Origin of the sequence: Streptomyces sp. NPDC052114, from assembly GCF_040680155.1 — a bacterium.
In the GTDB taxonomy this organism is placed as follows: Bacteria; Actinomycetota; Actinomycetes; order Streptomycetales; family Streptomycetaceae; genus Streptomyces.
The window spans coordinates 58043-81408 of record NZ_JBFAWC010000019.1; the positions used below are offsets into that span (position 1 = coordinate 58043).

General features: G+C 73.3%; 19 protein-coding genes. 15 read left to right on the plus strand and 4 right to left on the minus strand.

What is annotated here, in order from left to right:
• Positions 1–82 precede the first annotated feature (82 nt).
• Together AB0L89_RS33040 and AB0L89_RS33045 are read left to right on the plus strand one after the other, a co-directional pair.
• A complete protein-coding gene (locus AB0L89_RS33040; protein WP_365149355.1) occupies positions 83–541 on the plus strand; it encodes a hypothetical protein in 459 nt (152 codons plus the stop codon).
• Entirely contained in the window at positions 534–2210 is a 1677-nt protein-coding gene (locus AB0L89_RS33045) for a hypothetical protein (RefSeq protein ID WP_365149358.1), read from the plus strand. Before AB0L89_RS33040 ends, AB0L89_RS33045 begins: the two co-directional genes overlap by 8 nt.
• A 25-nt stretch (positions 2211–2235) precedes the next feature.
• Here the strand turns inward: AB0L89_RS33045 and AB0L89_RS33050 are convergent, their stop codons facing one another.
• Complete coding sequence (locus AB0L89_RS33050; protein WP_365149361.1) at positions 2236–2631, minus strand: RidA family protein; 396 nt, start codon at positions 2629–2631, stop codon at positions 2236–2238.
• A 136-nt stretch (positions 2632–2767) separates the two neighbouring features.
• On the opposite strand from AB0L89_RS33050, the gene AB0L89_RS33055 reads away from it, so the two are divergent.
• Both AB0L89_RS33055 and AB0L89_RS33060 read left to right on the plus strand, forming a co-directional pair.
• Positions 2768–3751 (plus strand): WYL domain-containing protein, encoded by a 984-nt coding sequence (locus AB0L89_RS33055; RefSeq protein ID WP_365149364.1) that lies wholly within the window; start codon positions 2768–2770, stop codon positions 3749–3751.
• A 277-nt stretch (positions 3752–4028) separates the two neighbouring features.
• Positions 4029–5138 carry a hypothetical protein gene (locus tag AB0L89_RS33060; RefSeq protein ID WP_365149367.1) on the plus strand — a complete coding sequence of 370 codons (1110 nt, stop codon included), beginning with the start codon at positions 4029–4031 and terminating at the stop codon, positions 5136–5138.
• Positions 5139–5157: 19 nt separating this feature from the next.
• Here AB0L89_RS33060 and AB0L89_RS33065 read toward each other — a convergent pair whose 3' ends face one another.
• Positions 5158–6759, minus strand: coding sequence for a sigma-70 family RNA polymerase sigma factor (locus tag AB0L89_RS33065; protein WP_365149370.1), 1602 nt, complete (start codon positions 6757–6759; stop codon positions 5158–5160).
• Positions 6760–7076: 317 nt separating this feature from the next.
• On the opposite strand from AB0L89_RS33065, the gene AB0L89_RS33070 reads away from it, so the two are divergent.
• The 9 genes from AB0L89_RS33070 to AB0L89_RS33110 all read left to right on the plus strand — a co-directional run bounded on the left by AB0L89_RS33070 (position 7077) and on the right by AB0L89_RS33110 (position 16727).
• Complete coding sequence (locus AB0L89_RS33070) at positions 7077–7421, plus strand: hypothetical protein (RefSeq protein ID WP_365149373.1); 345 nt, start codon at positions 7077–7079, stop codon at positions 7419–7421.
• A gap of 160 nt (positions 7422–7581) precedes the next feature.
• On the plus strand, positions 7582–9009 hold the full coding sequence (locus AB0L89_RS33075; RefSeq protein ID WP_365149376.1) for an MFS transporter: 1428 nt from the start codon (positions 7582–7584) through the stop codon (positions 9007–9009).
• 69 nt (positions 9010–9078) lie between these two features.
• On the plus strand, positions 9079–10671 hold the full coding sequence (locus tag AB0L89_RS33080; RefSeq protein ID WP_365149379.1) for an FGGY family carbohydrate kinase: 1593 nt from the start codon (positions 9079–9081) through the stop codon (positions 10669–10671).
• 2 nt (positions 10672–10673) lie between these two features.
• Complete coding sequence (locus tag AB0L89_RS33085; protein WP_365149382.1) at positions 10674–12347, plus strand: glycerol-3-phosphate dehydrogenase/oxidase; 1674 nt, start codon at positions 10674–10676, stop codon at positions 12345–12347.
• A complete protein-coding gene (locus AB0L89_RS33090; protein ID WP_365149385.1) occupies positions 12344–13918 on the plus strand; it encodes an FAD-binding oxidoreductase in 1575 nt (524 codons plus the stop codon). Before AB0L89_RS33085 ends, AB0L89_RS33090 begins: the two co-directional genes overlap by 4 nt.
• Positions 13919–13925: 7 nt before the next feature.
• The gene (locus AB0L89_RS33095; RefSeq protein ID WP_365149388.1) at positions 13926–14585 is read left to right on the plus strand and encodes a glycerol-3-phosphate responsive antiterminator; all 660 of its coding nucleotides are present in this window, start codon (positions 13926–13928) and stop codon (positions 14583–14585) included.
• Between the two features lie 7 nt (positions 14586–14592).
• Positions 14593–14895, plus strand: a complete 303-nt coding sequence (locus tag AB0L89_RS33100) for an antibiotic biosynthesis monooxygenase family protein (RefSeq protein WP_365149391.1) — start codon at positions 14593–14595, stop codon at positions 14893–14895.
• A complete protein-coding gene (locus AB0L89_RS33105) occupies positions 14892–16034 on the plus strand; it encodes a zinc-binding dehydrogenase (protein WP_365149394.1) in 1143 nt (380 codons plus the stop codon). Before AB0L89_RS33100 ends, AB0L89_RS33105 begins: the two co-directional genes overlap by 4 nt.
• Positions 16035–16103: 69 nt before the next feature.
• Entirely contained in the window at positions 16104–16727 is a 624-nt protein-coding gene (locus AB0L89_RS33110; RefSeq protein ID WP_365149397.1) for a hypothetical protein, read from the plus strand.
• 35 nt (positions 16728–16762) lie between these two features.
• On the opposite strand, the gene AB0L89_RS33115 is transcribed toward AB0L89_RS33110, so the two are convergent.
• On the minus strand, positions 16763–18121 hold the full coding sequence (locus AB0L89_RS33115) for an SLC13 family permease (protein ID WP_365149400.1): 1359 nt from the start codon (positions 18119–18121) through the stop codon (positions 16763–16765).
• A gap of 208 nt (positions 18122–18329) precedes the next feature.
• Entirely contained in the window at positions 18330–19160 is an 831-nt protein-coding gene (locus tag AB0L89_RS33120; protein WP_365149403.1) for an IclR family transcriptional regulator, read from the minus strand.
• Between the two features lie 97 nt (positions 19161–19257).
• On the opposite strand from AB0L89_RS33120, the gene AB0L89_RS33125 reads away from it, so the two are divergent.
• Positions 19258–20430: an aminotransferase class V-fold PLP-dependent enzyme gene (locus tag AB0L89_RS33125; RefSeq protein ID WP_365149406.1), complete on the plus strand. Its 1173-nt coding sequence runs from the start codon at positions 19258–19260 to the stop codon at positions 20428–20430.
• Positions 20423–23356 carry an FAD-linked oxidase C-terminal domain-containing protein gene (locus AB0L89_RS33130; protein WP_365149409.1) on the plus strand — a complete coding sequence of 978 codons (2934 nt, stop codon included), beginning with the start codon at positions 20423–20425 and terminating at the stop codon, positions 23354–23356. The genes AB0L89_RS33125 and AB0L89_RS33130 overlap by 8 nt, the downstream gene beginning before the upstream one ends.
• Positions 23357–23366: the final 10 nt, after the last annotated feature.

The window sequence follows — 23366 nt, forward strand, 5'->3', positions numbered from 1 at the left end:
CGACGCGGCCGACCACCGCCCCGTGCCCCTTCTCCGGGTCGTCTCGTTCAGCAGGGCAGGCGGACGACGGGGAGGGCAGCACGTGCCTGGGCAGTGCGTACGAGAAGTGGTGCGGGACATCCTCGTGGAGCGGGCTCCGCAGGAGGCGAGGCTGCTGGACGGCATGGCGTCGCTGAGCGACGCGCAGATCACCCGGGTGCTCCGCCGCTCCCGCGCACGGCGGGATCCCCTCGGGTTCGGGGCCGCCGAGGTGGTCGCCCTGGTCGCGCCCGTGGTGTGGGTGGTGGTCAACGAAGTGGCCCAACGGTCGGCGGCAACGGCCGTGGACGGGGCGAGCCGTTGGGGCAGCGCCTGGCTGCGCCGCGTGCGGCGCCTCCCCGATCCGGCGACGGAGGTCCCGGCGTTGTCGAGCGGCCAGCTGGCGGACGTACGCCGCAAGGTCGTCGATTGGGCGCGGGCGACGGGCATGGAGACGGGAGCGGCGGAAGCGCTGGCCGACGCGGTGGTGGCCCGGCTCGCCACCGCACCCGGCGATGGCTGACGGCGGCGCTCCCCGCCGGGACCAGCGGCTGCTGGGGCAGGGCACGACCCGGCGCTGCGCGCTGTTCCTGGTCCTGGTCGTGACGCTCGCCGTCGCGCTGACGCTGCGCGCGGTCCGCACCCTCGTGGCCGCCGGACAGGACCCGGATCTGCTGGACACCCCGGACACCCTGGGCGAGCGTGACCGAGGGCTCCTGCCTCTGCCGGTCCTCCGGGCGGTCGAGCCGGAGTTCGCCCGGACCTACGAGGCCGGGATCCTGGACAACGCCGAGCCGATCGCCGTGACCGTGGCCGGGCTGCTGCTCCTGACCACCGCCGCGCTCCATCTGTGCGGGCCCGTCCTGCGCAGGCGCGGTCTCGACCGGATCGGGCCCGACCAGGTCCTGCTCCACGACGCGCTCCTGCAACTGACGCGCAGGGCCGGGGTCGACCGGATCCCGGCCTTCTCCGCCGATCCCCGCCGCCTCAGCAAAGGAGCCGTCGCCTTCGGCTCAGCGGGCCGCTACTGCATCGCCCTCGACAACGGCCTGGTGGCCCTGTTCAACGACAGGAGCGTGCCAGGCCCGCGGTTCACCCTCGGCGACCGCTTGCGGCCCCCCGAGCCCGCCGACGGCCCGGAGTCCCTGTTCGACGATGCCCTCGACCTGTGCGGCTGGAGCAGCGCCCGGGACAGCGGTTGGATCGATGACCGGGACAGCGGTCGGAGCAATGACCGAGAGGGCGGGTGGAGCAGCGACCGAGGCGACCGCGAACCGGCGCACGACGACGGACACGACATGCGTGCCGACTTCAGCCGCTGGTTCCAACAGCCCGGGGACGGGGCGGTCTTCGCGGTGGTGGTGCTCCACGAACTGGCCCACCTCCGCAGCCGCGACGTCGAACTGGTCAGCTTCGTACGGTCCCTGTGGCTGGGCTTCCTCGCCACCACGGTCCTGCCCTACACGGTGCTGCTCGCCTGGCTGTCCTGGGGCGGGCTCTTCGGAGCCCGGCAGGCCTGGCTGGGACGGCAGTGGTCGCCGCCGTGGGAAGCGGGCGTGGTGGCCGTTCTTGTCGTGATCGCGTACGTGGCCTACACCGACGTCCTGAGGCACCGCGAACTCTGCGCCGACCTGGACGCGGTCGACTGGGGCGCCGACCCGGAGGCGTGGAGCGCGGTGGCCTTGGAACAGACCGGCCGCCGCATGGGACCCGGATGGGAACCTGCGCACTGGCACACCGAACCCGATGACGGGTGGCTCAGCCTCTTCACCTGGGCGCGGAAGGCCCGCCCGCTGCGCGTCGGCACCCGCCCCTGGCACACCCACCCCGGCTGGTGGTGGCGGATTCGCGCCCTCAAGCGGCCGGCCCATCCGACGGGGCCCAACGGCACCTGGACGCAGGCCGTGATCCTGACGGTGACCGTCACCGTGCTGATGCACCTGCTCCTCGACGAACTCGCCCACGCCGACGGACTCGCCCGGCTCACCTCCACGCTGTTCTACTGCGGAGCCGTGCTGTGCGTGTCCATCGGCCGCCCTCTCGTCGTCCACCCCGCCCACCCCTTCCGCCCCCAGCCACGCGCCTTCGGCGCCGGCGCCCGTGGCAGGGCACGCCGTGCCGCGTTGCTGGGAGCGTGTCTCCTCCTGCTCATCGCGGTCGACCCGCTCGGCGAGCTCTTCGAGGCCCGGTAGAAGCGGCGGAGACGGTGGGACGGGGTCACGCGACGGCGGTGCCCTCGAGTTCGACCAGCTGGCCGGGGATCGCCAGCCGCGTCACTTCGAGCATCGTCGTGGTCGGCGCCACCCCGGCGGCGCCCAGCCGTGACGCCAGCACGCCGTAGTGCCGGAACAGCAGATCGACGTCGGTCGTGTAGACGTTGAGCCGCACGAGGTTCGCGAGAGACATGCCTGCCTCTCCGAGCACCGCCTCCACGTTGTCGACGCTCAGCGCCAACTGCGCCGCGATGTCCCCGTCGTGCCGGCGCCTGCCGTCACCGTCCATCGCCGTCTGCCCCGAGACGTACAGGGTCCGTGCCTGCCCGGAGACGAGCTCCCCTTGGTTGAATCCCTTCTCCACTGACCAGGTGACCGGGTTGACCGCCGTTCGCTCCACTGCCGCATCAGCTCCATTCGATCCATCGGGAGTGCGTACGCCCACGGGCCCGGCAGTCGCCGGCGGTGACGTCGCGGCAATGAGCCTCCCAACCATTCATGACACCCTTGGTCACGTATTCCGTTACGGTTCGCGCATGCGCGCCGACCGGCTGGTCTCCCTGGTGCTCCTGCTGCGCCAACGGGGTCGGCTGACAGCGGACACGCTCGCCCGCGAGCTGGAGGTGTCCACCCGCACCGTGCTGCGCGACATCGAGGCGCTGTCCGCGGCCGGCGTCCCGGTCTACGCCGAACGCGGCAGGCACGGCGGGTTCTCGCTGCTGCCCGGTTTCCAGACCGAGCTCACCGGACTGAACCACGAGGAGGCGCTCGCCCTGCTGGTCGCCGGAGCACGGCGCGGCGCAGAGGTGTTCGGCCTCGGCTCGGCCCTCGCCTCGGCCATGCTCAAGGTGGTGGACGCGCTGCCCGAGGGCCACCGGGACACCGCGGCCGGCGCGGCGCGGCGCCTGCTCGTCGAACCGGAGACCGACCTCCTCTCGCGCCGCCAGGCCGTCGAGGAGGTGCCCGACGCGGTGGTGGCCGAGGTCCGGCGCGCGGTCCTCTCCGGGCACAGGCTGCGCCTCCACTACGCGGCCGTGGACCAGACCCCCAAGTGGCGCACCGTGGACCCGATCGGCCTGGTGACCGTGCGCGGCCAGGGCTACTTGCTGGCCGCGCGGTCCGGCGAGGACCGCACCTACCGGCTGGCCCGGGTGCTGGCCGCCGAGGAACTCGACGAACCCGCGCGGCGGCCGGACCACGTCGACCTCGACCGGGCCTGGCAGGAACGCGGCACGCGGTTTCGGACCGGCGGCGACCAAGTCGCCGTGCTCGTACGGATGAACCCCGCACGGCGGGAGGAACTGGTGGGCACGGCGCTGATGGTCCTGGCCGAGGAGACCGACGCGGACGGGCTGCTGCGCCTGGAGGTGACCTTCCAGGACTCCCGGCACGCCGAGTGGGCGCTGTGGCAGCTCGGCACGGACGCGGAAGCCCTGGCCCCGCAGTCGCTGCGCACCTCCTTGCACCGCCGTGCCATCGCGCTCGCCGCCCACTACGGCTCCGCGGCCACCGAGCCGTGACTCCCCCCGCGGAGCGGCGGAGGTATGAACGGCGCCGCGGAAACCGGCAGGGGGCAGGACGTGGCGATCGCCCGGGACGAGCGATACGTCGTGCCCCGGCGGACGCGGGAGGGAATGATGTGCGCTGCCGCGCGCTTTCCCGACGCCTCGGCCCGGCGGAAAAGCGGTGGTCGACAGGCGACATCACCCGTTCCGGGACAGTGTGTACGGCCCACTTGGCGCGCTCGGCGCGAGATGCGGATACGGTGCTGACGTGATGATCGAGAGGGAGGGGCCCATGGCTGGAACCGTGCTGCTCATCGCGGCGGCCCCGGTGGGCAAGGGGCGTCTGGTGGACGCGGCCTCCGTGCTTCCCGTCCTGGCGGCCGTGTCCCCGGAGACGCTCGCCGGGACACCGACCGCGACCATCGTGGAACTCGCGGACCCGCTGGATCCGCAGACCGTGCTGACCCGCCTGCGGGCCGCCGCCATGGCGACCGGACCGCTGACCGTCTGCCTGATCGGACAGGTCCATCTCGACCGCCGCCAGCGGCAGTTGCACGTGGCCCTCGCCCGGACCACCACGGCGACGGTGCGCTACACCGGCTTCCCCTGGCACTGGATCACCCAGGAGCTGCGGCTGCGCCCCGCGGGTGCCACCACGGTCCTCGTCGACCTGCACACCGACGCCGAGAGCTGGCAGCACCTCACCGAGCACCCCCTCGACGCGGGACCCGGCGTCGAGCTGTACGGCCGTGTCGCCCCGCCCGCCAAGCGCCGCACGCCGACCGCACCCGCGTACATGAAGGCGCTCGCGACGATACTGCGCAGCGGCCACCGGCCCCCGCTGTCCCACCTCCACCAGCAGGCCGCCGCCCACGCGTTGGGCGACGACGCGCAGGACCTGCTGTTCGCGCCGGGCTCCGGCGCGACGCCCACGATCCCCGCCCCGTACCACCCGCAGCCGCCGGTCCCGGAGACGGACCCGCACGCGGCGATCACGGCGGCCGTCGAGGCGGGGCGGCACGGCGAGGCCGCGGCCCTCGCGGCGTCCTGGGAGCAGAACGCGCTGCGCACGCACGGTCCCGGCTCGAAGGAGGCCATCCACTGGATGGAAGTGCGGGCGGACCTGGCGAAGTTCGCCGGTGACGCGGCGCGCAGCTGCGAGACCTGGCTCGCCGTCGCCACCGCCCGCCTCACCGCGGGCCAGGCCCCCGACTCCCCGGACGTGGAGGCCGCCGTGGACCGCGCCCACCACCTGTGGGACCGCGTCCGCGACCCCGAGGCCGTCCGCGCGCTGGGCCCCGGCCTGATCGGGCTGCGCCGCCGGGTGCCCGGCCGGCAGCGCGGCACGCTGCTGCTGGCGCAGCGACGCCTGGAGCAGTTCCACACCCAGCACGTCGGCTGACGGCGCCGCCCTCGTCAGGTCACTGCGCGGTCCCGAAGGCCTGGGTCCACCACGGGCCGCCGGAGCCGTTGTGGATGCCCACGCCCAGCTCCTTGAAGTCGCAGTTGAGGATGTTGGCGCGGTGGCCCGAGCTGTTCATCCACGAGTCCATCACCGCGGCCGGCGTCTGCTGTCCGCGGGCGATGTTCTCGCCGTACGTGCTCCAGGGGTAGCCCGCGGCCGTGATGCGGTCGCCGGGGTCCGTGCCGTCCGGGCTCGTGTGGTCGAAGTAGTTCCGGGCGGCCATGTCGTCGGAGTGCTTGGTGGCCGCCGTGGCCAGCTTGCTGTTGGAGGTGACCGGGCCACAACCCGCCTTGGCGCGCTCGGCGTTGACCAGCGCGACGACCTGTTCGGCGGCACCGCTGGGCTTCTCGGGCGTGGGGTCGGGCCGCTGCGGCGTGGGCTTCGGCTTCGGCTTGCTCTGGGTCTTCGAAGGCGTGGGGGAAGGCTTGGGCTTCTTCTTCGTCTTGCTGGGCGTGGGCTTCGGCTTCGGCTTCGCCTTGGTCTTCGAAGGGGAGGGGGAGGCGCTCTCGGACGCCTCGGAGCGGGTGGGCGGGGCCGGGGCGGCGGCGGTGGACGGTGAACTCTCGTCCTCCTCGGGCCCGGTGAGCAGATGCACCGCCGCGCCGCCGGCGACCAGCGCGACGACCGCGGCGGCCGCCCCCGCCGTGCGGCGCCTGCGGTGGGCGCGCTCCTTGCGGGCCAGCGCCCGCGCGGAGAGCGGCGCCCCGCCACCGTGCGCGGAGGAAGCGGCGGCGGAGGCCGAACCGACGCTGACGAGATCGGGTGCCGCGTTCGTGACCATGGCCGCCAGCGCGGCCCCCGCGGGGACGAGCCCGAGCCCCACGAGCAGCCCCTCGGCGGGTACGAGGTTCGACCAGTGGCCCGCGCAGACCGAGCAGTCGCGGGCATGGCGGGCCAGGCGCTTGCGCCACAGCGCCGAGGGCACGCCGTCCCAGCCCGCGGTGATCTGCTGGAGCCCGGCGCACGGCGGGGCGGCCGACAGCGCGCGGACGACGACGCGGGCCGTCTCCAGCTGGGCCTTCATCCGCTGCACCCGCACCGCCGCGTGCTGCGGGGACAGCTCCATCGCGTCGGCGACCTCCGCCCGCGTCAGCTCACCGGCGGATTCCAGCCACCACAGCGACAGCAGGGCCCGGTCGTCCTCGTCCAGCCACCGGGTGGCCTCCGCGGTCTCCCTGCGCTGCCCGGAGAGCCCGAGCCGGGTGATGGTCAGGTCCACGAAGTCCGCGCCCGGGTCCACCACGTCGTACGCGTCGGCCAGACCGCCGCCGGCGGGTATCGCACCGGAGGCGCGCTCCCGCCAGTGCCCGCGTATCTGGTTCATGGTGATGGCCACCAGCCAGCTGCGGAAGTGCTCCGGGTCGCGCAGCCCGTCCAGGCCGCCCAGGACGCGCAGCATGGTCTCCTGCACCACGTCGTCGACGTCCGCATGGCCGTTCAGGGCCCGCCCGACGATGTTGTAGACCAGCGGCAGGTACTCCGCCACGAGCGCGTCCTGCGCCTGCTGGTTGCCGTCCTGCGCTGCCCTGATCATCGCGACTTGGCGTTCGCTGCTCACGCTGTGTCCACTTCCTCTGTGGGGGGGCTGTCTCCTCCGACACATGAGGAGACGTGCGGCGCGGGCCCGGATAACAGAAACCGGGCGGCCGTCTGCCGCCGCCTCCGCGAGAGCTCCTCCCGCCGTGCGTTGCCGGTCCACTATGCCGTGCCGTCGCGCCGGTGCTTCCCGGAGGTGAGAGGGATCACGGCGCCCCGGCGGAAGCCGTCCGCCGCCCGCGACACGCGGCCCGGCTTCGGGAAAGAACGCGGCGGGTCACCGCACCGAGAAGATGGTCCCGGGCGTCCCCCGCCCCCTGGAACAAGGAGCCACCGCACATGTCCCGTCGTCTCGTCACCGCCACCCTGACCGGCCTGCTGGCAGCCGCAGCCCTGGCCCCGGGCGCCGCTGCCGCCGCCCCCGGCCCGCGCGGCTCCGCCGCCGGCCCGCAGACCCCCACCACGGACCCCTGCGCAACCGTCGAGGACCGGCATGAGGCCGGGCTGTGCTACTTCCGCCTGACCGAGACCCTGGAGGAGTGTTCCCCGCAGTGGCGGCACGCCATGGGAGAGGTCGTGGCCTCGGGCGCCGTCCAGTTCTTCGTGAACCCCTTGGAGCGCTGCCGCCCCGGCGACGACTCCCGCATTCCGTCACCCCACGGAAATCTCCCGGCAACCTCTTGACGCCACGCGTGGCCGGTTCTTACTGTCGCCGTGTACTTCTTGCCGCGGCCTGATCGCGGTGCTTGGGCAGGCACAGACATAGACCACCTGTCGGTGGTTTCGTCGTGCCTGCTTTTTGTTGTCGTCGTGCCACTGACGGGTCTTTCCCGAAGGCGGATTCATGGCACAACGCACGAGCGTCAGAGGCGTCGCCGACGTCGTTGCGCTCATCGACGGACTCGGCGGCATCACCGGCCGGGCACGCGTGATCTGGTTCCTGGTGTTCGGCGGGCTCTTCCTCGACGCCTACTCCAACGCCGCGCTGAGCGCCGGCCTCGGTCCCATGACGACGCAGATGTCGCTCAGCAGCACCCAGATCTCGATCCTCACGGCCACCGCGCCCGCGCTCGCCATCGTCTTCAACCCCGTGGGCGGCTGGCTCGCCACCCGCATCGGCCGGGTGCCCCCGCTGCTCATCGCCAAGGTCTTCGCCGTGGCGGGCGCCCTCCTCGCCGCGTTCGCCGGTGACTTCACCACGGTCTGGCTCGGCCGGGTCATGGTGGGCGTCGCGTACGGCATCGACTTCGCCGTGGCGATGGCGCTGCTCGCCGAGTACACCCCCGCGAAGTTCGGCGGCCGGCTCAACCTCTGGCAGGCCGTCTGGTACACCGCCACCACCAGCAACCTCGTGCTCGCCCTGGTCTTCTTCCACTTCGACGTCGGCGACGACATCTGGCGCTGGTCCGTGGGCTCCGCCGCCGTGGTCGCCGGTGTCCTGCTCGTCCTCCAGTGGCGCTTCCTCGTCGAGAGCCCCGCCTGGCTCGCCGGCAAGGGCCGCCTCGACGAGGCGGTGCGGGGCCTGGAGCGGATCTACGGGATCGTGGCGCGGGTCGGCGAGCCCGACGGGGACACCCGGGCCGCGGCCGCCGCGCCCGCCATCGGGATGCGCCAGGCCGGGCTGCTCTTCAAGGGCGAGTACCTGCCGCGCACCGTCCTGTCCTCGGTGATCTCCCTGGCCCAGTCCATGCAGTACTTCGCCGTCGGCTGGTACCTGCCCGTCATCAGCCTCGCCATCTTCGGCGAGAGCTTCGAGAAGGCGACCATCGGCTCGATGGTGTTCAACGCCTTCGGCATCGCGGGCGGCCTCGCCTCCGCCTACTTCGGCCGCAGGCTCGGCCTGCGGCTCAGCTCGGCCGTCGGTTTCGCGGGCGTCTTCGTCGCCCTGATCGCCATGGGCCTCACCTTCGGCCGCATCCCCCTCGCGGTGGCGTTCCTGCTGCCCGCCGCGTTCATCCTCTGCCACTCGGCGGGGCCCGGCGCCAACGGCAAGTCCATCGCCGCGCTCTCGTACCGCAGCGACGTCCGTGCCCTGGGCACCGGCGTCACCGGCATGGTCGGCAGCTTCGGCAGCGTCGCGGGCCTCTACCTCTTCCCGCAGATCAAGGACGCGCTCGGCCTCGGCCACACCTTCCTCGCGCTGTCCGTCGTACCGCTGTTCGGCCTGATCACCTGCCTGGTCATCAAGTGGGACCCGACGCAGGCCGCCGCCCCCGACGAGAGCCCGGCCGACCCCGCCGCGACACCCGCGAGGACTCCGGCCGCGCGCTGACGGCCCGGCGCGCCCGAGCGTCCCACGATGGTCCCGCTCCCTCCCCGAGCCCGCACTGAAAGGCCTGCAATGACGCAGACGTCCCCCGGCGCCGCACGACGGCGCGGTGTGCTCGCCGTCGACGAAGGAACCACCGGCACCCGCGCCGGCGTCGTGCTCGAATCCGGCGCCGCCCACCAGGTCTTCTACCGGCCGATCAAGGTCAGCCACCCCGACGAACTCTCCGTCGAGCAGGACCCGATGGAGATCTGGACCGCCACGCTCGAAGTCGCCCGGCACGCCGTCGGACGGGCCCGCGAGGAGGGCATCGAGATCACCTCCGTGGCCCTGTCGACCCAGCGGGCCACCGCCCTGCTCTGGGACCGCGTCACCGGTCACCCCCTGCTGCCCGCCGTCGTGTGGCAGGACCGCCGGTACGCGCAGGACCTCATCGCGTACGAAGAGGAATGGGACGCCCCGCTGCTCGCCCGCCAGGGCCGGCCGGTCGGGTCGCGCGCCCCCTTCCTCTGGGCGGCCCGGCAGATCGCCGAACACCCCGACGTGGCGGCCGCGCACCGCGAGGGCAGGCTGTTCTTCGGCACCGTCGACACCTGGCTGATCTGGCGCCTGACCGGCGGCGCCGTGCACGCCACCACCCCCACCAACGCGGCGTCCACCGGCGGTTACCTCCTCACCGCGCACGCCTGGGACGAGGAGTGGATCGCCCGCCTCGGCTTCCCCGTCGAGCTGCTGCCCGAACTCCGCTCCGACGACGCCGGGTTCGGCCGCACCGACCCCGCAGCCCTCGGCATCTCCGTCCCGCTGGCCGCGTCCATGGGCGACCAGCACGCGGCGCTCCTCGCGCTCGGCGGCCTCGACGCGGGACAGGGCATGTGCATGTACGGGACCGGCGCCTTCGTGGACGCCGCGACCGGCCCGCGCGCCGCCCTGCCCCGCCCCGACATCTCCGGAGTCGTCGCCCAGCCCGCCTTCCGGCAGGGCGGCACCACGCACTACAGCCTGGAGGCCTACACCTCCACGGCGGGCTCCGCGCTGCGCTGGCTCTGCGACGACCTCGGCCTGTTCGCCTCACCGCAGGAACTGACCGAACTGGCCGGGCAGGTGGGCCACCGGCCGGGCCGCACCCCGTGGTTCGTGCCCGCGCTCGCGGGCGTACGCACCCCCGTGTGGCACCCCGAGGCCACCGCCGCGCTCACCGGCCTCACCCTCGCCACCACCCGCGCCGACGTGGCGCACGCCGTCCTCGACGGCATCGCGCACTCCGTCTGCGACCTGATCGACGGGGTCGCCGACACCATGGGCACCCCCTTCGCCCGCCTCAGGCTCGGCGGGGGAGTGTCCGGCAGCGACCCCCTCATGCAGACCCAGGCCGACCTCACCGGCCTGCCCCTGGAACGCGTCACCGACTCCGCCACCGCCAGCCTGCGCGGCACCGCCTATCTCGCCGGCGTCGCCCAGGGCCTGTGGTCCTCGCTCGACGAGGTCGTCGAGGCCCAGCCCCGCGGCCGGATCTTCACGCCCACCACCGACCCCGACGAACGCGCCGCGCGGCGCGCCCGCTGGCGGCGCCTGCTGAGCGGCCACCTCGCGGAGCACGCGCCCGCCGCGCCGAAGCCCCCACCGACGGCCTCCGGGCCGTCACCCCGAACCACCAGGAGCTGATCGTGATCACCATGCCCGCCCGCAAACCGGGACGCAGCGCAGCGGCCACCCGCCGCACCCCCCTGCTGCTCGACCGCACGGGCATCAAGCGCCGCCTCGCCGACGACACGTACGACGTGCTCGTCATCGGCGGCGGCGTCACCGGGGCGTACGCCGTCCTGGATGCCGCATCGCGCGGGCTGCGCGCCGCCCTCGTCGAGAAGGACGACTTCGCCTCCGGCACCTCGTCCAAGTCCTCGAAGATGGTCCACGGCGGCCTGCGCTACATCGAGCAGGGCAACGTCAACCTCGTACGCCACTCGCTCCTGGAGCGCCACCGCTTCCGCAAGAACGCGCCCCACCTCGTGCACCGGCTGCCGTTCCTCTTCCCCATCCTGGAGAAGGAGGGCGTCTTCGACCCGCGCCTGGCCAAGGGGTTCGAAGGACTGCTGTGGACGTACGACCTCGTGGGCGGCTGGCGGATAGGCAAGCTGCACCAGCGCCTGACGGTCCCCGAGGTCCTCTCGCACGCCCCGACGCTGCGGGCCGACCACCTCAAGGGCGGCCTGATGTACTTCGACGCCCGCACCGACGACGCCCGGCTCGTCCTCACCATCGTCCGCACCGCCGCCGCCCTCGGCGCCACCGTCCTCAACGGCGCGAAGGTGGAGGGCCTGCTCACCCACGGCGGCCGGGTCGGCGGCGCCCGCGCCACGGTCGACGGCGACACCATCGACATCCGCGCCCGCGCCGTCGTCAACGCCACCGGCGTGTGGACCGACCAGGTCGACGCCATGGCCGACGACGGACACCGGCCGCAGGTGCGGCCCGCCAAGGGCGTGCACATCGTCGTGCCGTGGGACAAGGTCCGCATCGACTGCACCGTCACCGTGCCCATCCCCGGCCGGGCCCGCCGCGCCACCTGCACCCGCTGGGGCAACAGCGTCGTCCTCGGCACCACCGACGAGGACTACCAGGGCTCCGCCGACGACGTGCACTGCACCCGGCAGGAGATGGACTTCCTCCTGGAGGGCGCCAACACCGCCTTCGAGGGCAAGCTCACCCCCGACGACGTGGTCGGCTCCATCGGCGGACTGCGCCCCCTGGTCGGCGGCAAGGAGGGCGCGACCCTCGACATGCGCCGCGACCACCACATCACCGTCGGCGCGGGCGGCATGGTCACCGTCACCGGCGGCAAGCTCACCACCAGCCGCCACATGGGCGAACTCGTCGTCGACAAGGTCATGACCGTCCTCGGCCGCAAGGCCAGGAGCCGCACCGCCGCGCTGCCGCTGCTCGGCGGCGCGGGGTACGACTCCGAGGCGGTCGCCGCGTCCGGCGGACTCGCCGCCCACCTCGGCGAACGCTTCGGCACCGAGGCCCGGTTCATCGGCGACCTCATCGCCGACGACCCCTCCCTGGCCGCTCCGATCGTCGAAGGGCTGCCCTACACCCGCGCCGAGGTCGTCTACGCGGCCCGCGCCGAACTGGCCCGCTCCGTCGACGACGTCCTCTCCCGCCGCACCCGCGCCCGCCTCTTCGCCCGCGACGCGTCGGCCGAGGCCGCCCCCGTCGTCGGCGAGCTGCTCGCCCGCGAACTGAACCTCACCCAGGCCGAGACGGACCGATCCGTCGCCGACTACCTCACCTCCGTCGCCCACGAAAAGTCCGTACTCCTCGAAGGAGCCGCAGCATGATCAGCCGTCAGACCATCACCCACCCCTTCAACCGCGGCAACTACACCGTCGGCGCCCCCAGCCAGGCGAAATGGGCCCGCACCACGCCCATCGGCGACGGCGAGGCGGCCCTGCAGACCGACCCGGTCGACGTCCCCGAGCAGGTCGTCGACGCCCTGCGCGCCGCCGCCCGCGCCGTGCACGTCGAGCGCGACGAGGTCGTCACCCGCACCCGCGACTGGTGGGCCGGCTCGATGATCGGCGAGACCGAGGGCCGCCCCGCCACCCCGCACGCCGTCGTCGTCGAGGCGGCCGACGCCGACCAGGTCGCCGCCGTCCTGAGGATCTGCCACGACGCGGGCATACCCGTCACACCCTCCGCCGGACGCTCCAATGTCACCGGCGCGGCCCTGCCCGTCTTCGGCGGCGTCGTCCTCGACGTCTGCGGCCTCGACCGGATCACCGGCTTCGACGCCGAGTCGAACATCGTCGACGTGCAGGCCGGCATGTTCGGCGACCTCTTCGAGAAGCAGCTCCAGGAGGAGTACGGCGTCACCACCGGCCACTGGCCCTCCGCCTTCGCCGTCTCCACCGTCGGCGGCTGGATCGCCTGCCGCGGCGCCGGACAGCTCTCCACCCGCTACGGCAAGATCGAGGACATGGTCGTCGGCATCGACGTCGTCCACGCCGACGGCACCCGCGCCACCTACGGCGACTACGCCCGCGCCGCCGTCGGCCCCGACCTGCGCCAGCTCTTCGTCGGCTCCGAGGGCACCCTCGGCGTCATCGTCTCCGCCCGGCTGCGCGTCCACCCGCTGCCCACCCACGCCGACGCCGTCGCCTACGGCTTCGCGACCTTCGCCGAGGGCCTCGACGTCTGCCGCGAGATCATGCAGCGCGGCGCCACACCGGCGGTCCTGCGCCTGTACGACGCCCTGGAGTCGGGCACCCACTTCGGGCACCCCGACACCCACCTCCTGCTCATCGCCGACGAGGGCGACCCGGCCGTCGTCGACGCCTCGATCAAGGTCGCCGCCGAGGTGTGCGCCGCCCGCGGCACCCGACTCGACGGCAAGGCCGTCTTCGAGCGCTGGCTCGACGAGCGAATGCTGGTCGGCAAGTCGTCCGACGGCTTCACGCCGGGACCCGGCTTCGTCGCCGACACCCTGGAGATGGCCGCCGCCTGGGCCGACCTGCCCGTCATCTACGACGAGGTGGTCGCCGCCATCCAGTCGGTGCCCGGCACCCTCGCCGCCTCCGCCCACCAGTCGCACGCCTACACCGACGGCGCCTGCGTCTACTTCTCCCTGCGCGGCGACGTCGCGCCCGAGGCGCGCCGCGACTGGTACCGCGCGGTCTGGGACGCCGCCAACGCCGTCCTCATCAAGCACCGCGCGGCGCTCAGCCACCACCACGGCTGCGGCCTGCTCCGCGGCCCCTACCTGGAGGAATCCCTCGGCGCGGGCTTCACGACCTTCGTGGCGGTGAAGAACGCCCTGGACCCGGCGGGCATCCTCAACCCTGGCAAGCTGGGCCTCCCCAGCCGCTTCGGCACCGCCCCGCTGAGCCGCGCGGCCACCGCACGAGCCTAGGCAGCCCATGAACTCCTCCCTCCGCTCCCGGCCGCTCGACGCCCGGCTCGCCACGGCCTTCGCCGAGGTGCCGGTCGTCGCCTCCATCGTCGGCTCCCAGCCGCTGCGGCAGTTCCTCACCGCCCCCGCGAAGGTGTGCATCCTCGCGTCCTTCGCCGTCGGGCAGCTGCCCCAGGTCGTCCCGGCGCTGCGCAAGGCCGGCAAGACCGTGTTCGTGAACGTCGACTCCAGCCCCGGCCTCGCGCAGGACCGCGGCGCCCTCGACTTCATCAAGGACATGGGCGCGAGCGGAGTGGTGAGCACCCGGCTCGCCCTCATCGAGAAGGGCCGGCCGCTCGGGCTGCTCACCGCGCAGAAGGTCTTCGTCACCGACCGCTCCAATCTGCGCAGGAGCATGGACGCCATCTCCCGCGGCATGCCCGACCTGGTCGAGGTCATGCCCGCCCCCATCGTGGCGCGCATGACCCCCCAGGCGCGCCGCGCCATGTCGCCGACGGTCGCCGCCGGCTTCGTGGAGACCCCCGCGGACGTGGCCGCCGCACTGGCCCTCGGGTCGGTCGCGGCGGCCACGTCCGACCACCGCCTGTGGCATCTGCGCCGCGACGCGCTGCCGCGCCCGGCGACCCCCGGGACGCCGGCCGAACAGGCCCCGGACCAACAGGAGTAGAACCACCGTGAGTTACGTCGTCGTGGCCCGCTACCGCACCCTGCCCGACCAGGAAAGGACCGTCCTCCCGCTGCTCGACGCCATGGCCGAGGCCTCCCGCGCCGAGCCCGGTTGCCGCCGCTACCGCGTCCACCAGGGCACCGAGGACCCGCGCGCCGTCCTGCTCTACGAGGAGTACGACACCGAGGCGGACTTCGCCGCGCACTGCGCCTCCGCCCACTTCCAGGACATCGTGCTCGGCAAGATCGTCCCGCTTCTGGAGAGCCGGGACGTGCTGCGCTGCGCACCCCGCGAGGAGGCGGGCGCATGAGGACCACCGCAGCCGTCCTGCGCGACGTCGTCGGGGAGCGCCCCTACGGGGACAGCCGTCCCGTGACCGTCGAGGAGCTCGAACTCGGCGCGCCCCGCGAGGGCGAGCTCCTGGTCCGCGTCGCCGCCGCGAGCCTGTGCCACTCCGACCTCTCCGTCGTCAACGGCGACCGGGTCCGGCCGCTGCCCATGGCGCTCGGGCACGAGGCCGTCGGCGTCGTCGAGGAGACCGGGCCCGGCGTCCACCGCGTCGCGCCCGGCGACCACGTCGCGCTGGTCTTCGTGCCCAGCTGCGGGTTCTGCCCGCGCTGCGCCGAGGGTCGCCCGGCCCTGTGCGACCGCGCCGCCGCGGCCAACGGCTCCGGCGGGCTGCTGCACGGCCCGTCGCTCCTGACGGACTCCGCCGGGCACACGGTCCACCACCAGCTGGGCGTCTCTGCGTTCTCCTCGCACGCCGTCGTCGCCCAGGAGTCGGTGGTGCCGATCCCGAAGGACGTGCCGTTCACGGTCGCCTCGATGTTCGGGTGCGCGGTGCTCACCGGCGCGGGCGCGGTCGTCAACACCGCGGCGGTGCGCCCGGGGCAGTCCGTGGTCGTGCAGGGGCTCGGCGGCGTCGGCCTGTCCGCCGTGCTCGGGGCCCGTGCCGCCGGCGCGTATCCGATCGTCGCCGTCGACCCGGTGGCGGACAAGCGCGCGCTGGCCCTGCGGCTGGGCGCCACGCACGCGTACGCGCCGGACGAGGCGCTCACCGCCGTGCGCGACCTCACCGGCGGCGGCGCGGAGGTGGCCGTCGAGGCGGTGGGCAGTCCCGCGGTCATGGCCGCCTGTCTGGCGGCCGTCGCGCGCGGCGGCCGGGTCGTCTCGGTCGGCCTGCCCGGCCCCGGCCGGGTCCTCGACGTGCCCGCGCTCGCCTTCGCGGGGGAGGGCAAGTCCCTGATCGGCTCGTACATGGGCGACGCGGTGCCGCGCCGCGACATCCCCCGCTTCCTCGGCCTGTGGCGGGCGGGCCTCATGCCGGTCGAGGAGATGCACACCGGCACGGTCGCCCTGTCCGGGATCAACGAGGCCATGGAGGAACTGGCCTCGGGCCGGGCGATCCGCCAGGTCGTCGACACGTCGGGGATGCTGAGCCCGGTGTGAGCCGGACGCGGGGCGACCGGCCCCAGGCGGGATTCGGTCGCCCGTGCGCACGACGGTAGCGTTCTCGCCGTGGGCACGGACATTCACGGCGGAATCGAGTTCCGTCATCCTTCGGCGGGCGCGGACTTCTACGACGGCGAGCCCTGGGTCACGGCCATGGACCTGTGGCCGCTGTACGACGAGGTCGACTACGCGGCCTTCGGCTGCCTGTTCGGCGTACGCAACGACGCGGGCTACCGGCCCCTCGCGGCCGGCCGCGGTCTGCCCGACGACCTGTCCGGCCGACTGCGCGAGGAACTGGCGTCCTGGGTGGCGGACGGGGAGCTGGACGGTGCCACGTGGGTGAGCTGGGCGGAGCTCGCAGGGCTCGACCCGGACGCCGGACCGGACCGGTATGTGGGCCGACTGTCCTGGGAGCATGTGTCGAGCCCGTACCTGCGGCACCGGCGGATGCTGCCCGCGCGGTGGCCCGACGAGGTGGTGGCGACGGTCGGCCCGCCGCCGCCCGGACTCGACACCGCACGCGATCATCTGGAGTGGCAGGTCGAGGACTTGGTGTGCCGGTACGAGCCGCTGGCGGCCGGTTCGATCCTGGGGCCCGGCACCCACTGGCCGCACGTGTTCGCCGTCATGAAGGCCCTGGCGGGCCGGTTCGGCGACGACGGCGTGCGGCTCGTGGTGGCGTTCGACTGACGCGGCCGACGGGGGAGCCGGGGGAGCGGGGCGGGTCAGAGTGAGCTGGGCACGACGAACAGGGCCCAGGTCACGAGCGGCCCGGCCGCGGCGATCCCGAGGCCCCACGCCATGAGGCGGCGGAAGACGTAGTCCCGTTTCTCCTCAGGGGTGTTCGCGGTCACCAGCGCACCGCTGGTGGAGAACGGCGAGGCGTCCACCACGGACGAGGAGATGGCCAGCGCGGTGATCATGCCCACGGCGCCCACCTGGCCGTCGAGCAGGAAGGGCACCGCCAGCGGGATCAGGGCGCCGAGCATGCCCGTGGTGGAGGCGAAGGCGGACGCGACGGCGCCGATGAGGCAGATCAGCAGCGCGCCGAGGAGCGGTGCCTGGAGCGACGCGACCTGCTTGCCCAGGTGGTCGATGGTGCCCAGCCGCTCCATCTGGCTCACATAGGTGACGATGCCGCAGACCAGCAGCACGGTCGACCACGCGCACCGGTCGACCGCGCCCTTGGCCGACGCCGGCGAGACCAGCGAGAGCACGACGGTGACGGTGAGCGCCATCAGGCCCACGTCGAGGTCGAAGAAGAGCGCCCCGACGACCAGCCCGACCAGGCCGAGCAGGGTGAGGGCGCGGGGGCCGTCGAGGCGGAGGGAGCCGGGCGGCGCGGTGGGGGCGGGTGCGGTGGCGGTGAGGGTCGGCGCGGTGCCGTCCGCCCCCCGGCCGCCCGGTGGCGCGGCACCCTCCGTGGCGCGAGGCCCGGTCGTGCCGCCGCCGTCCCTGCCGTGGGTCGGTGCGCGTTGCCCGAGCAACCGTCGGCCGCCGAAGGCGAGGAAGGCGAGGGCGCACAGTGCGGCGTTGAAGAGGAACGAGGCGGTGAACAGCAGGGCCGGGTTCCCCGGCAGGTCGTTGCGCTCCACGACGCCGTTGGTGATGCTCCCGAACACGCCGATCGGCGAGAAGCCGCCCGCGCTCGCGCCGTTGGCGATGAACAGGCCCATGAGTACGGGGTTGATGCCGTGCGCGACGGCGAACCCGAGGCCGATGGGGGCGACGATCCCGACCGCGGCGGGGGTGACCGCGCCGACCGCGGTGAGCAGCGCGGTGACGAGGAACATCACCCAGGGGATGAGGGCGATCCGGCCCCGTACGGCCTTGACGGCCGCGTCGACGAGCCAGTCGACGGTGCCGTTGTTCTTCGCCATGGCGAACAGCATCGTCACGCCGACCAGCACGACGAACAGGTCTCCGGGGAAGCCGGAGAAGATGTCGTCCGCGGATTCGTCCGCGACCGTGGAGCCGACGACGAAGGCGGCGACGATGGCCAGCGCGCCCAGGTGGACGGAGGTGAAGGTGGCGACTGTGAAGATCAGTAACAGAGCGGCGATGGAAATGACTTGATCTGACACGAGGGCTCCCTTGCGGTCGGCCGATGGCCATGTCGCGGTGTGCCGTGGCGCGTGACGTGGGGGTGCGCGCGGCACCGGAGGGAGCGCGGTGCGAGGCGGCGCACGGCATCCGCCCCCGGGGCGGGTGGGCCCAGGGGTGACGGAGTTATTCCGTAAGACGGAAGGCGGCTTTCGCAAAGGGGAGTATTGGAGCGCTTCTTCGAAGGCGTCAAGAGGTGCGACGGATTCCGTCGGAGCGGTCCGTGTCGCCGACGGGCCCGGCCGGGAGGCCGCCGGGGCCGCCCGTCCCGCCCGGTCGCGCATGCCCGAGCGCGGCGCTGACCTGCCGTGCCGTCTCGCTCACCAGCGCGCCGTGCGTGGCGCTCGCCTGCGGGGTCAGCCGGCTCGTCGGCATGTTGACGCTGATGCTGGCGATCGGCAGCCCCGCCCCGTCGAGGACGGGCGCCGCGACCGCGGACACGTCCGTGCGCCACTCGCCGCCGTTCGTCGCGTACCCCCGCTCCCGGATCAGGGCCAGCTCGGCGAGCAGCCGGTCCCGCTCGGTGATCGTGGAGTCCGTGAACTGCTCCAGACCGTCCGCCAGGTGACGCTCGATCACCTCCGGCGGGCTGGACGCCAGAACGGCCTTGCCGTTCGCGGAGGCGTGGATGGGCAGCTGTGTGCCGAGGGCCAGGATGATCCGCACCGGTTTGGACGTCTCCAGGCGCTCGATGAGGACCACCTTGTCGCCGTTCGGGACGGTCAGGTGGACGGTCTCGTCGGTGCGCCGCCGCAGCTCCTCCATCAGTGGCACGGCCACGTCGCGCAGCCCCAACTCGCCCGTCGCGCGCCGCCCGACCTGCAATGCCTTGGTGGTCAGGACCCAGCGGGTGACCTCGCCGCCGGCCGGCCGGATCCAGCCCGCCGTGTGCAGGGTCCGCAGGGCGCGCTGGGCGGAACTCTTCGGCAGATCCAGGGTGCGGGCCAGGTCCGCGACGCCGATCGGCTGCCGCGCCGAGACCTCTTCCAGTACACGAAGTGCGTTGAGGACGCTCTGCATCCGTTGACTCCCCCTGCGCTCGGCTCCTATGCTCCGCGTGCCACCTTATGGCACACCGTGCCACAATGCGGCACGCTTCTCAAGGGAGTTGGCCACAGTGACCCCTCGCACAGGGCGGCACTTCTTACAGATCCCCGGCCCCACCAACGTTCCCGACCAGGTGCTCCGCGCCATCTCGGCGCCCACCATCGACCACCGCGGCCCCGAATTCGCCGCGCTCACCCATGAGCTGCTGGCCTCTCTGGGGCCCGTCTTCGGCACGACGGGACCCGTCGTGATCTTCCCCGGCTCCGGCACGGGCGCCTGGGAGGCGGCTCTGGCCAACACGCTCGGCACCGGCGACCGGGTGCTGTGCGTCGAGACCGGCCACTTCGCCACGCTCTGGCAGCGCATGGCCGCCGACCTCGGCCTGTACGTCGACTTCATCCCCGGCGACTGGCGCCACGGTGCCTCGCCCGAGGCCATCGCCGAACGGCTCGCCGCCGACACGGCCCGTACGATCAAGGCCGTCTGCGTGGTGCACAACGAGACGTCCACCGGCGTCACCAGCAGGATCGCCGAGATCCGGCGGGCGATCGACGCGACCGGGCACCCCGCGCTGCTCCTCGTCGACACCATCTCCTCGCTCGGCTCCATCGACTACCGCCACGACGAGTGGGGCGTCGACGTCACGGTCGCCGGATCGCAGAAGGGCCTGATGCTCCCGCCGGGGCTCTCCTTCAACGCGGTCAGCGACAAGGCGCTCGCCGCCTCGCGCACCCCGAGCCTGCGCAGGTCCTACTGGGACTGGCGGCCCATCATCGAGGCCAACCGGCGCGGCTTCTTCCCGTACACGCCCGCCACCAACCTGCTCTACGGCCTCGCCGAGGCGCTGCGGATGCTGGCGGACGAAGGGCTCCCCGAGGTCTTCGCCCGCCACGACCGGCACGCCGAGGCGACCCGGGCCGCCGTACGCGGCTGGGGACTCGACGTGCTCTGCGCGGACGAGCGCGAGCACTCCTCGTCCCTGACCGCCGTCCTCATGCCCGACGGCCACGACGCCGGCAAGGTCCGGGAGATCATCCTGGAGCGCTTCGACATGTCCCTGGGCGCGGGCCTCGGCAAGCTCGCGGGGAAGGTCTTCCGCATCGGCCACCTCGGCCACTTCAACGACCTCGCGCTCGCGGGCACCCTGGCCGGCGTACAGATGGGCCTCCAACTGGCCGACGTGCGCATCGATCCGGGCGGCCTCACCGCCGCGCTCGACGTCCTGCGAGAGCCCCATGGGTGAGGCGACGGGGGACGAGGCCCGCGAAGAGATCTCCCGCGGGCTTGAGCGCGCACTCACCGACGACGTCGACGGCGAGGTCCGGTTCGACGACTACACCCGGCACCTGTTCGCCCGGGACGCCAGCATGTACGCCATCACCCCGCTGGGGGTGGTCTTCCCCCGGCACGCCGACGACGTCGCCGCCGCGGTCGCGGCCGCCGCGGCCCACCGGGTGCCCGTGGTCCCGCGCGGCGCGGGCACCAGTCTCGCGGGCCAGACCGTCGGGCCCGGCCTGGTCCTCGACCTGTCACGCCACATGAACCGCGTCGTGGAACTCGACCCGAGCAGCGGCACGGCCCTCGTGGAGGCCGGTGTCGTCCAGGACCAGCTCAACCGCGCGGCGGGCCCCTGGGGGCTGATGTTCGGCCCCGACACCTCGACCAGCAACCGCGCGACCATCGGCGGGATGATCGGCAACAACTCCGCCGGCAGCGGCTCGGTGCGCTACGGCATGACCATCGACCACGTCCGCGAACTCGACGTGGTCCTCTCCGACGCCACCCGCACCCGCCTCGGCCCGGTCGACGAGACCGAACGGGCCCACCGGGCACGGCGGACCACCCTGGAGGGCGCCCTCTACCGCGAACTGCCCGAGATCGTCACCGCCAACGCGGCGGCGATCGGCGAGGGCTTCCCCGCCCACTGGCGGCGCGCCTGCGGCTACCGCCTCGACCGGCTCGCCCGCGAGGACACCGCCTTCGACCTGGCCAAGTTCGTCGTCGGCTCGGAGGGCACCCTGGCCGTGGCCACCACGGCGCTGGTCGACCTGGTGCGCAAACCGAGCCGCACGGTCATCGCCGTCGGCCACTTCACGTCCGTGGCGCACGCCATCGCGGCCACCGAGGATGCCCTCGCCTGCGACCCGTCCGCCGTCGAGCTGATGGACCGCACGATCCTCGACCTGTCCCGTCGCAAGATCGAGTACGCGGCGCTCGGCGACCTCCTGACGGGCAGTCCCGAAGCCCTCCTCTTCGTCTCCTTCACCGGCGACGAAGAGGCCGAACTCGTCGACCGCATGCGCCGGTTGACCGCCCTCTGGTCGCGGCACGGGCACGGCTACCACACCCTCCAGGCGGTCACCCCGGCCCAGCAGGCCTCGCTCCTGAAGGTCCGCAAGGCGGGCCTCGGCCTGCTCATGGCCGCCAGTGAGGGCACCCGCCGTCCACTCGCCTTCGTCGAGGACACCGCCGTCGACCCCGTCCATCTCGCCGACTACACACGGCGGTTCAAGGACGTCCTCGACCGCCACGGCATGACCGCCGGCTTCTACGGCCACTGCTCGGTCGGCTGTCTGCACATCCGCCCCTATCTCGACCTCGCCGACCCGGCCGACATCGGCCGGATGCGCGCCGTCGCCGAGGAGATCAAGGACCTGGTCGCCGAGTACGGCGGCGTCAACTCCAGCGAGCACGGCGACGGCCTGGCCCGCAGCGAGTTCAACCGGGAGATCTTCGGCGAGAAGCTGTACGAGGCGATGCGCCGGGTCAAGCGGCTCTTCGACCCGCACGGCGTGCTCAACCCGGGCAAGATCGTGGACGCGCAGCCCATGACGGACAACCTGCGCGACGCCGCACTGCCGCCCGCCGAACCCCTGCGCACCCGCCTGTCCTTCGAGGTGGTGGGAGGCGGCGGGATGCGCGCGGCGGCCGACCGGTGCATGAACATCGGCCTGTGCCGCAAGACCGGCAGCGGCGCCATGTGCCCCTCGTACATGGCCACCCGCAAAGAGGAGGACTCCACCCGCGGGCGCGCGGGCGCCCTCGTCAAGGCGCTCTCCGAGCCCGACCCGCGCGCGGCACTCGGCGACGAACGCCTCCACGAGATCCTCGACCTGTGCCTGATGTGCAAGGCCTGCAAGAGCGAATGCCCCCTCGGCGTCGACATGGCCACCCTCAAGAGCGAGGCCCTCTCCCACCACCACGACCTGCACGGCACACCCCTGCGCACCCGCCTCTTCGGCGCGATCCGCACCCTCAACCGGCTGGGCTCGGCGACCGCGCCCCTGTCCAACCTGCCGGGCCGCATCGGCCCGCTGCGCCGCCTGATGGAACGCCTGCTCGGCATCACCGCGCGGCGCCCCCTGCCGGTCTTCGTCCGCCAGAACCTGCTGCGCTGGTCGCGTCGCCGCGCGCCCTCGCCGTACCCGCCCACCCAGGGGACGGTGACCTTCCTCGCCGACTCCTTCACCACGTTCACCGAGCCCGGCATCGGGCGCGCGGCCGTCGAACTCCTCGAACGGGCGGGCTGGCGCGTGCGGCTGGAGAGCGGCGGCTGCTGCGGGCGCTCCAGCCTGTCCAAGGGCCTGGTGGACGACGCCAAGGACAAGGCGCGGTCGCTCGCCCACGCCTTGCACGGCTCGACCGACCCCGGCTCACCGATCGTGGGCTGCGAGCCGTCCTGCCTGATGACCCTGCGCGACGAGCACCGGGCCCTGCTGCCCGACGACGCCGCCGTCAGGGACGTCGCCGGGCGGGTCCGCCAGGTCGAGGAGCTCCTCGTGGAGGCCGTCGACGCCGGACGGCTGCGCCTGCGCGAGGACTCCTGGCTCGCCGGGCGCAAGCTCCTCTACCACGGCCACTGCCACCAGAAGGCGGAGGTGGGCACGGCGGCGACCGTCGCGCTCCTGGACCGCATCCCCGGGGCGAGCGTCGTCGAACTCGACGCCGGCTGCTGCGGGATGGCCGGTTCCTTCGGCTTCGAGTCCGAGCACTACGAGACGTCGATGACGGTCGGCGAGGACCGCCTGTTCCCCGCGATCAAGGAGGAACCCGCCGACACCGTCGTGGTCGCCACGGGCGTCTCCTGCCGTCAGCAGATCTTCCACGGCACGGCGCGCGAGGCGTGGCATCCGGTGGAACTGCTGCGGGAGGCGGTCGTGGGTCCTTAGGGCGTCTGCC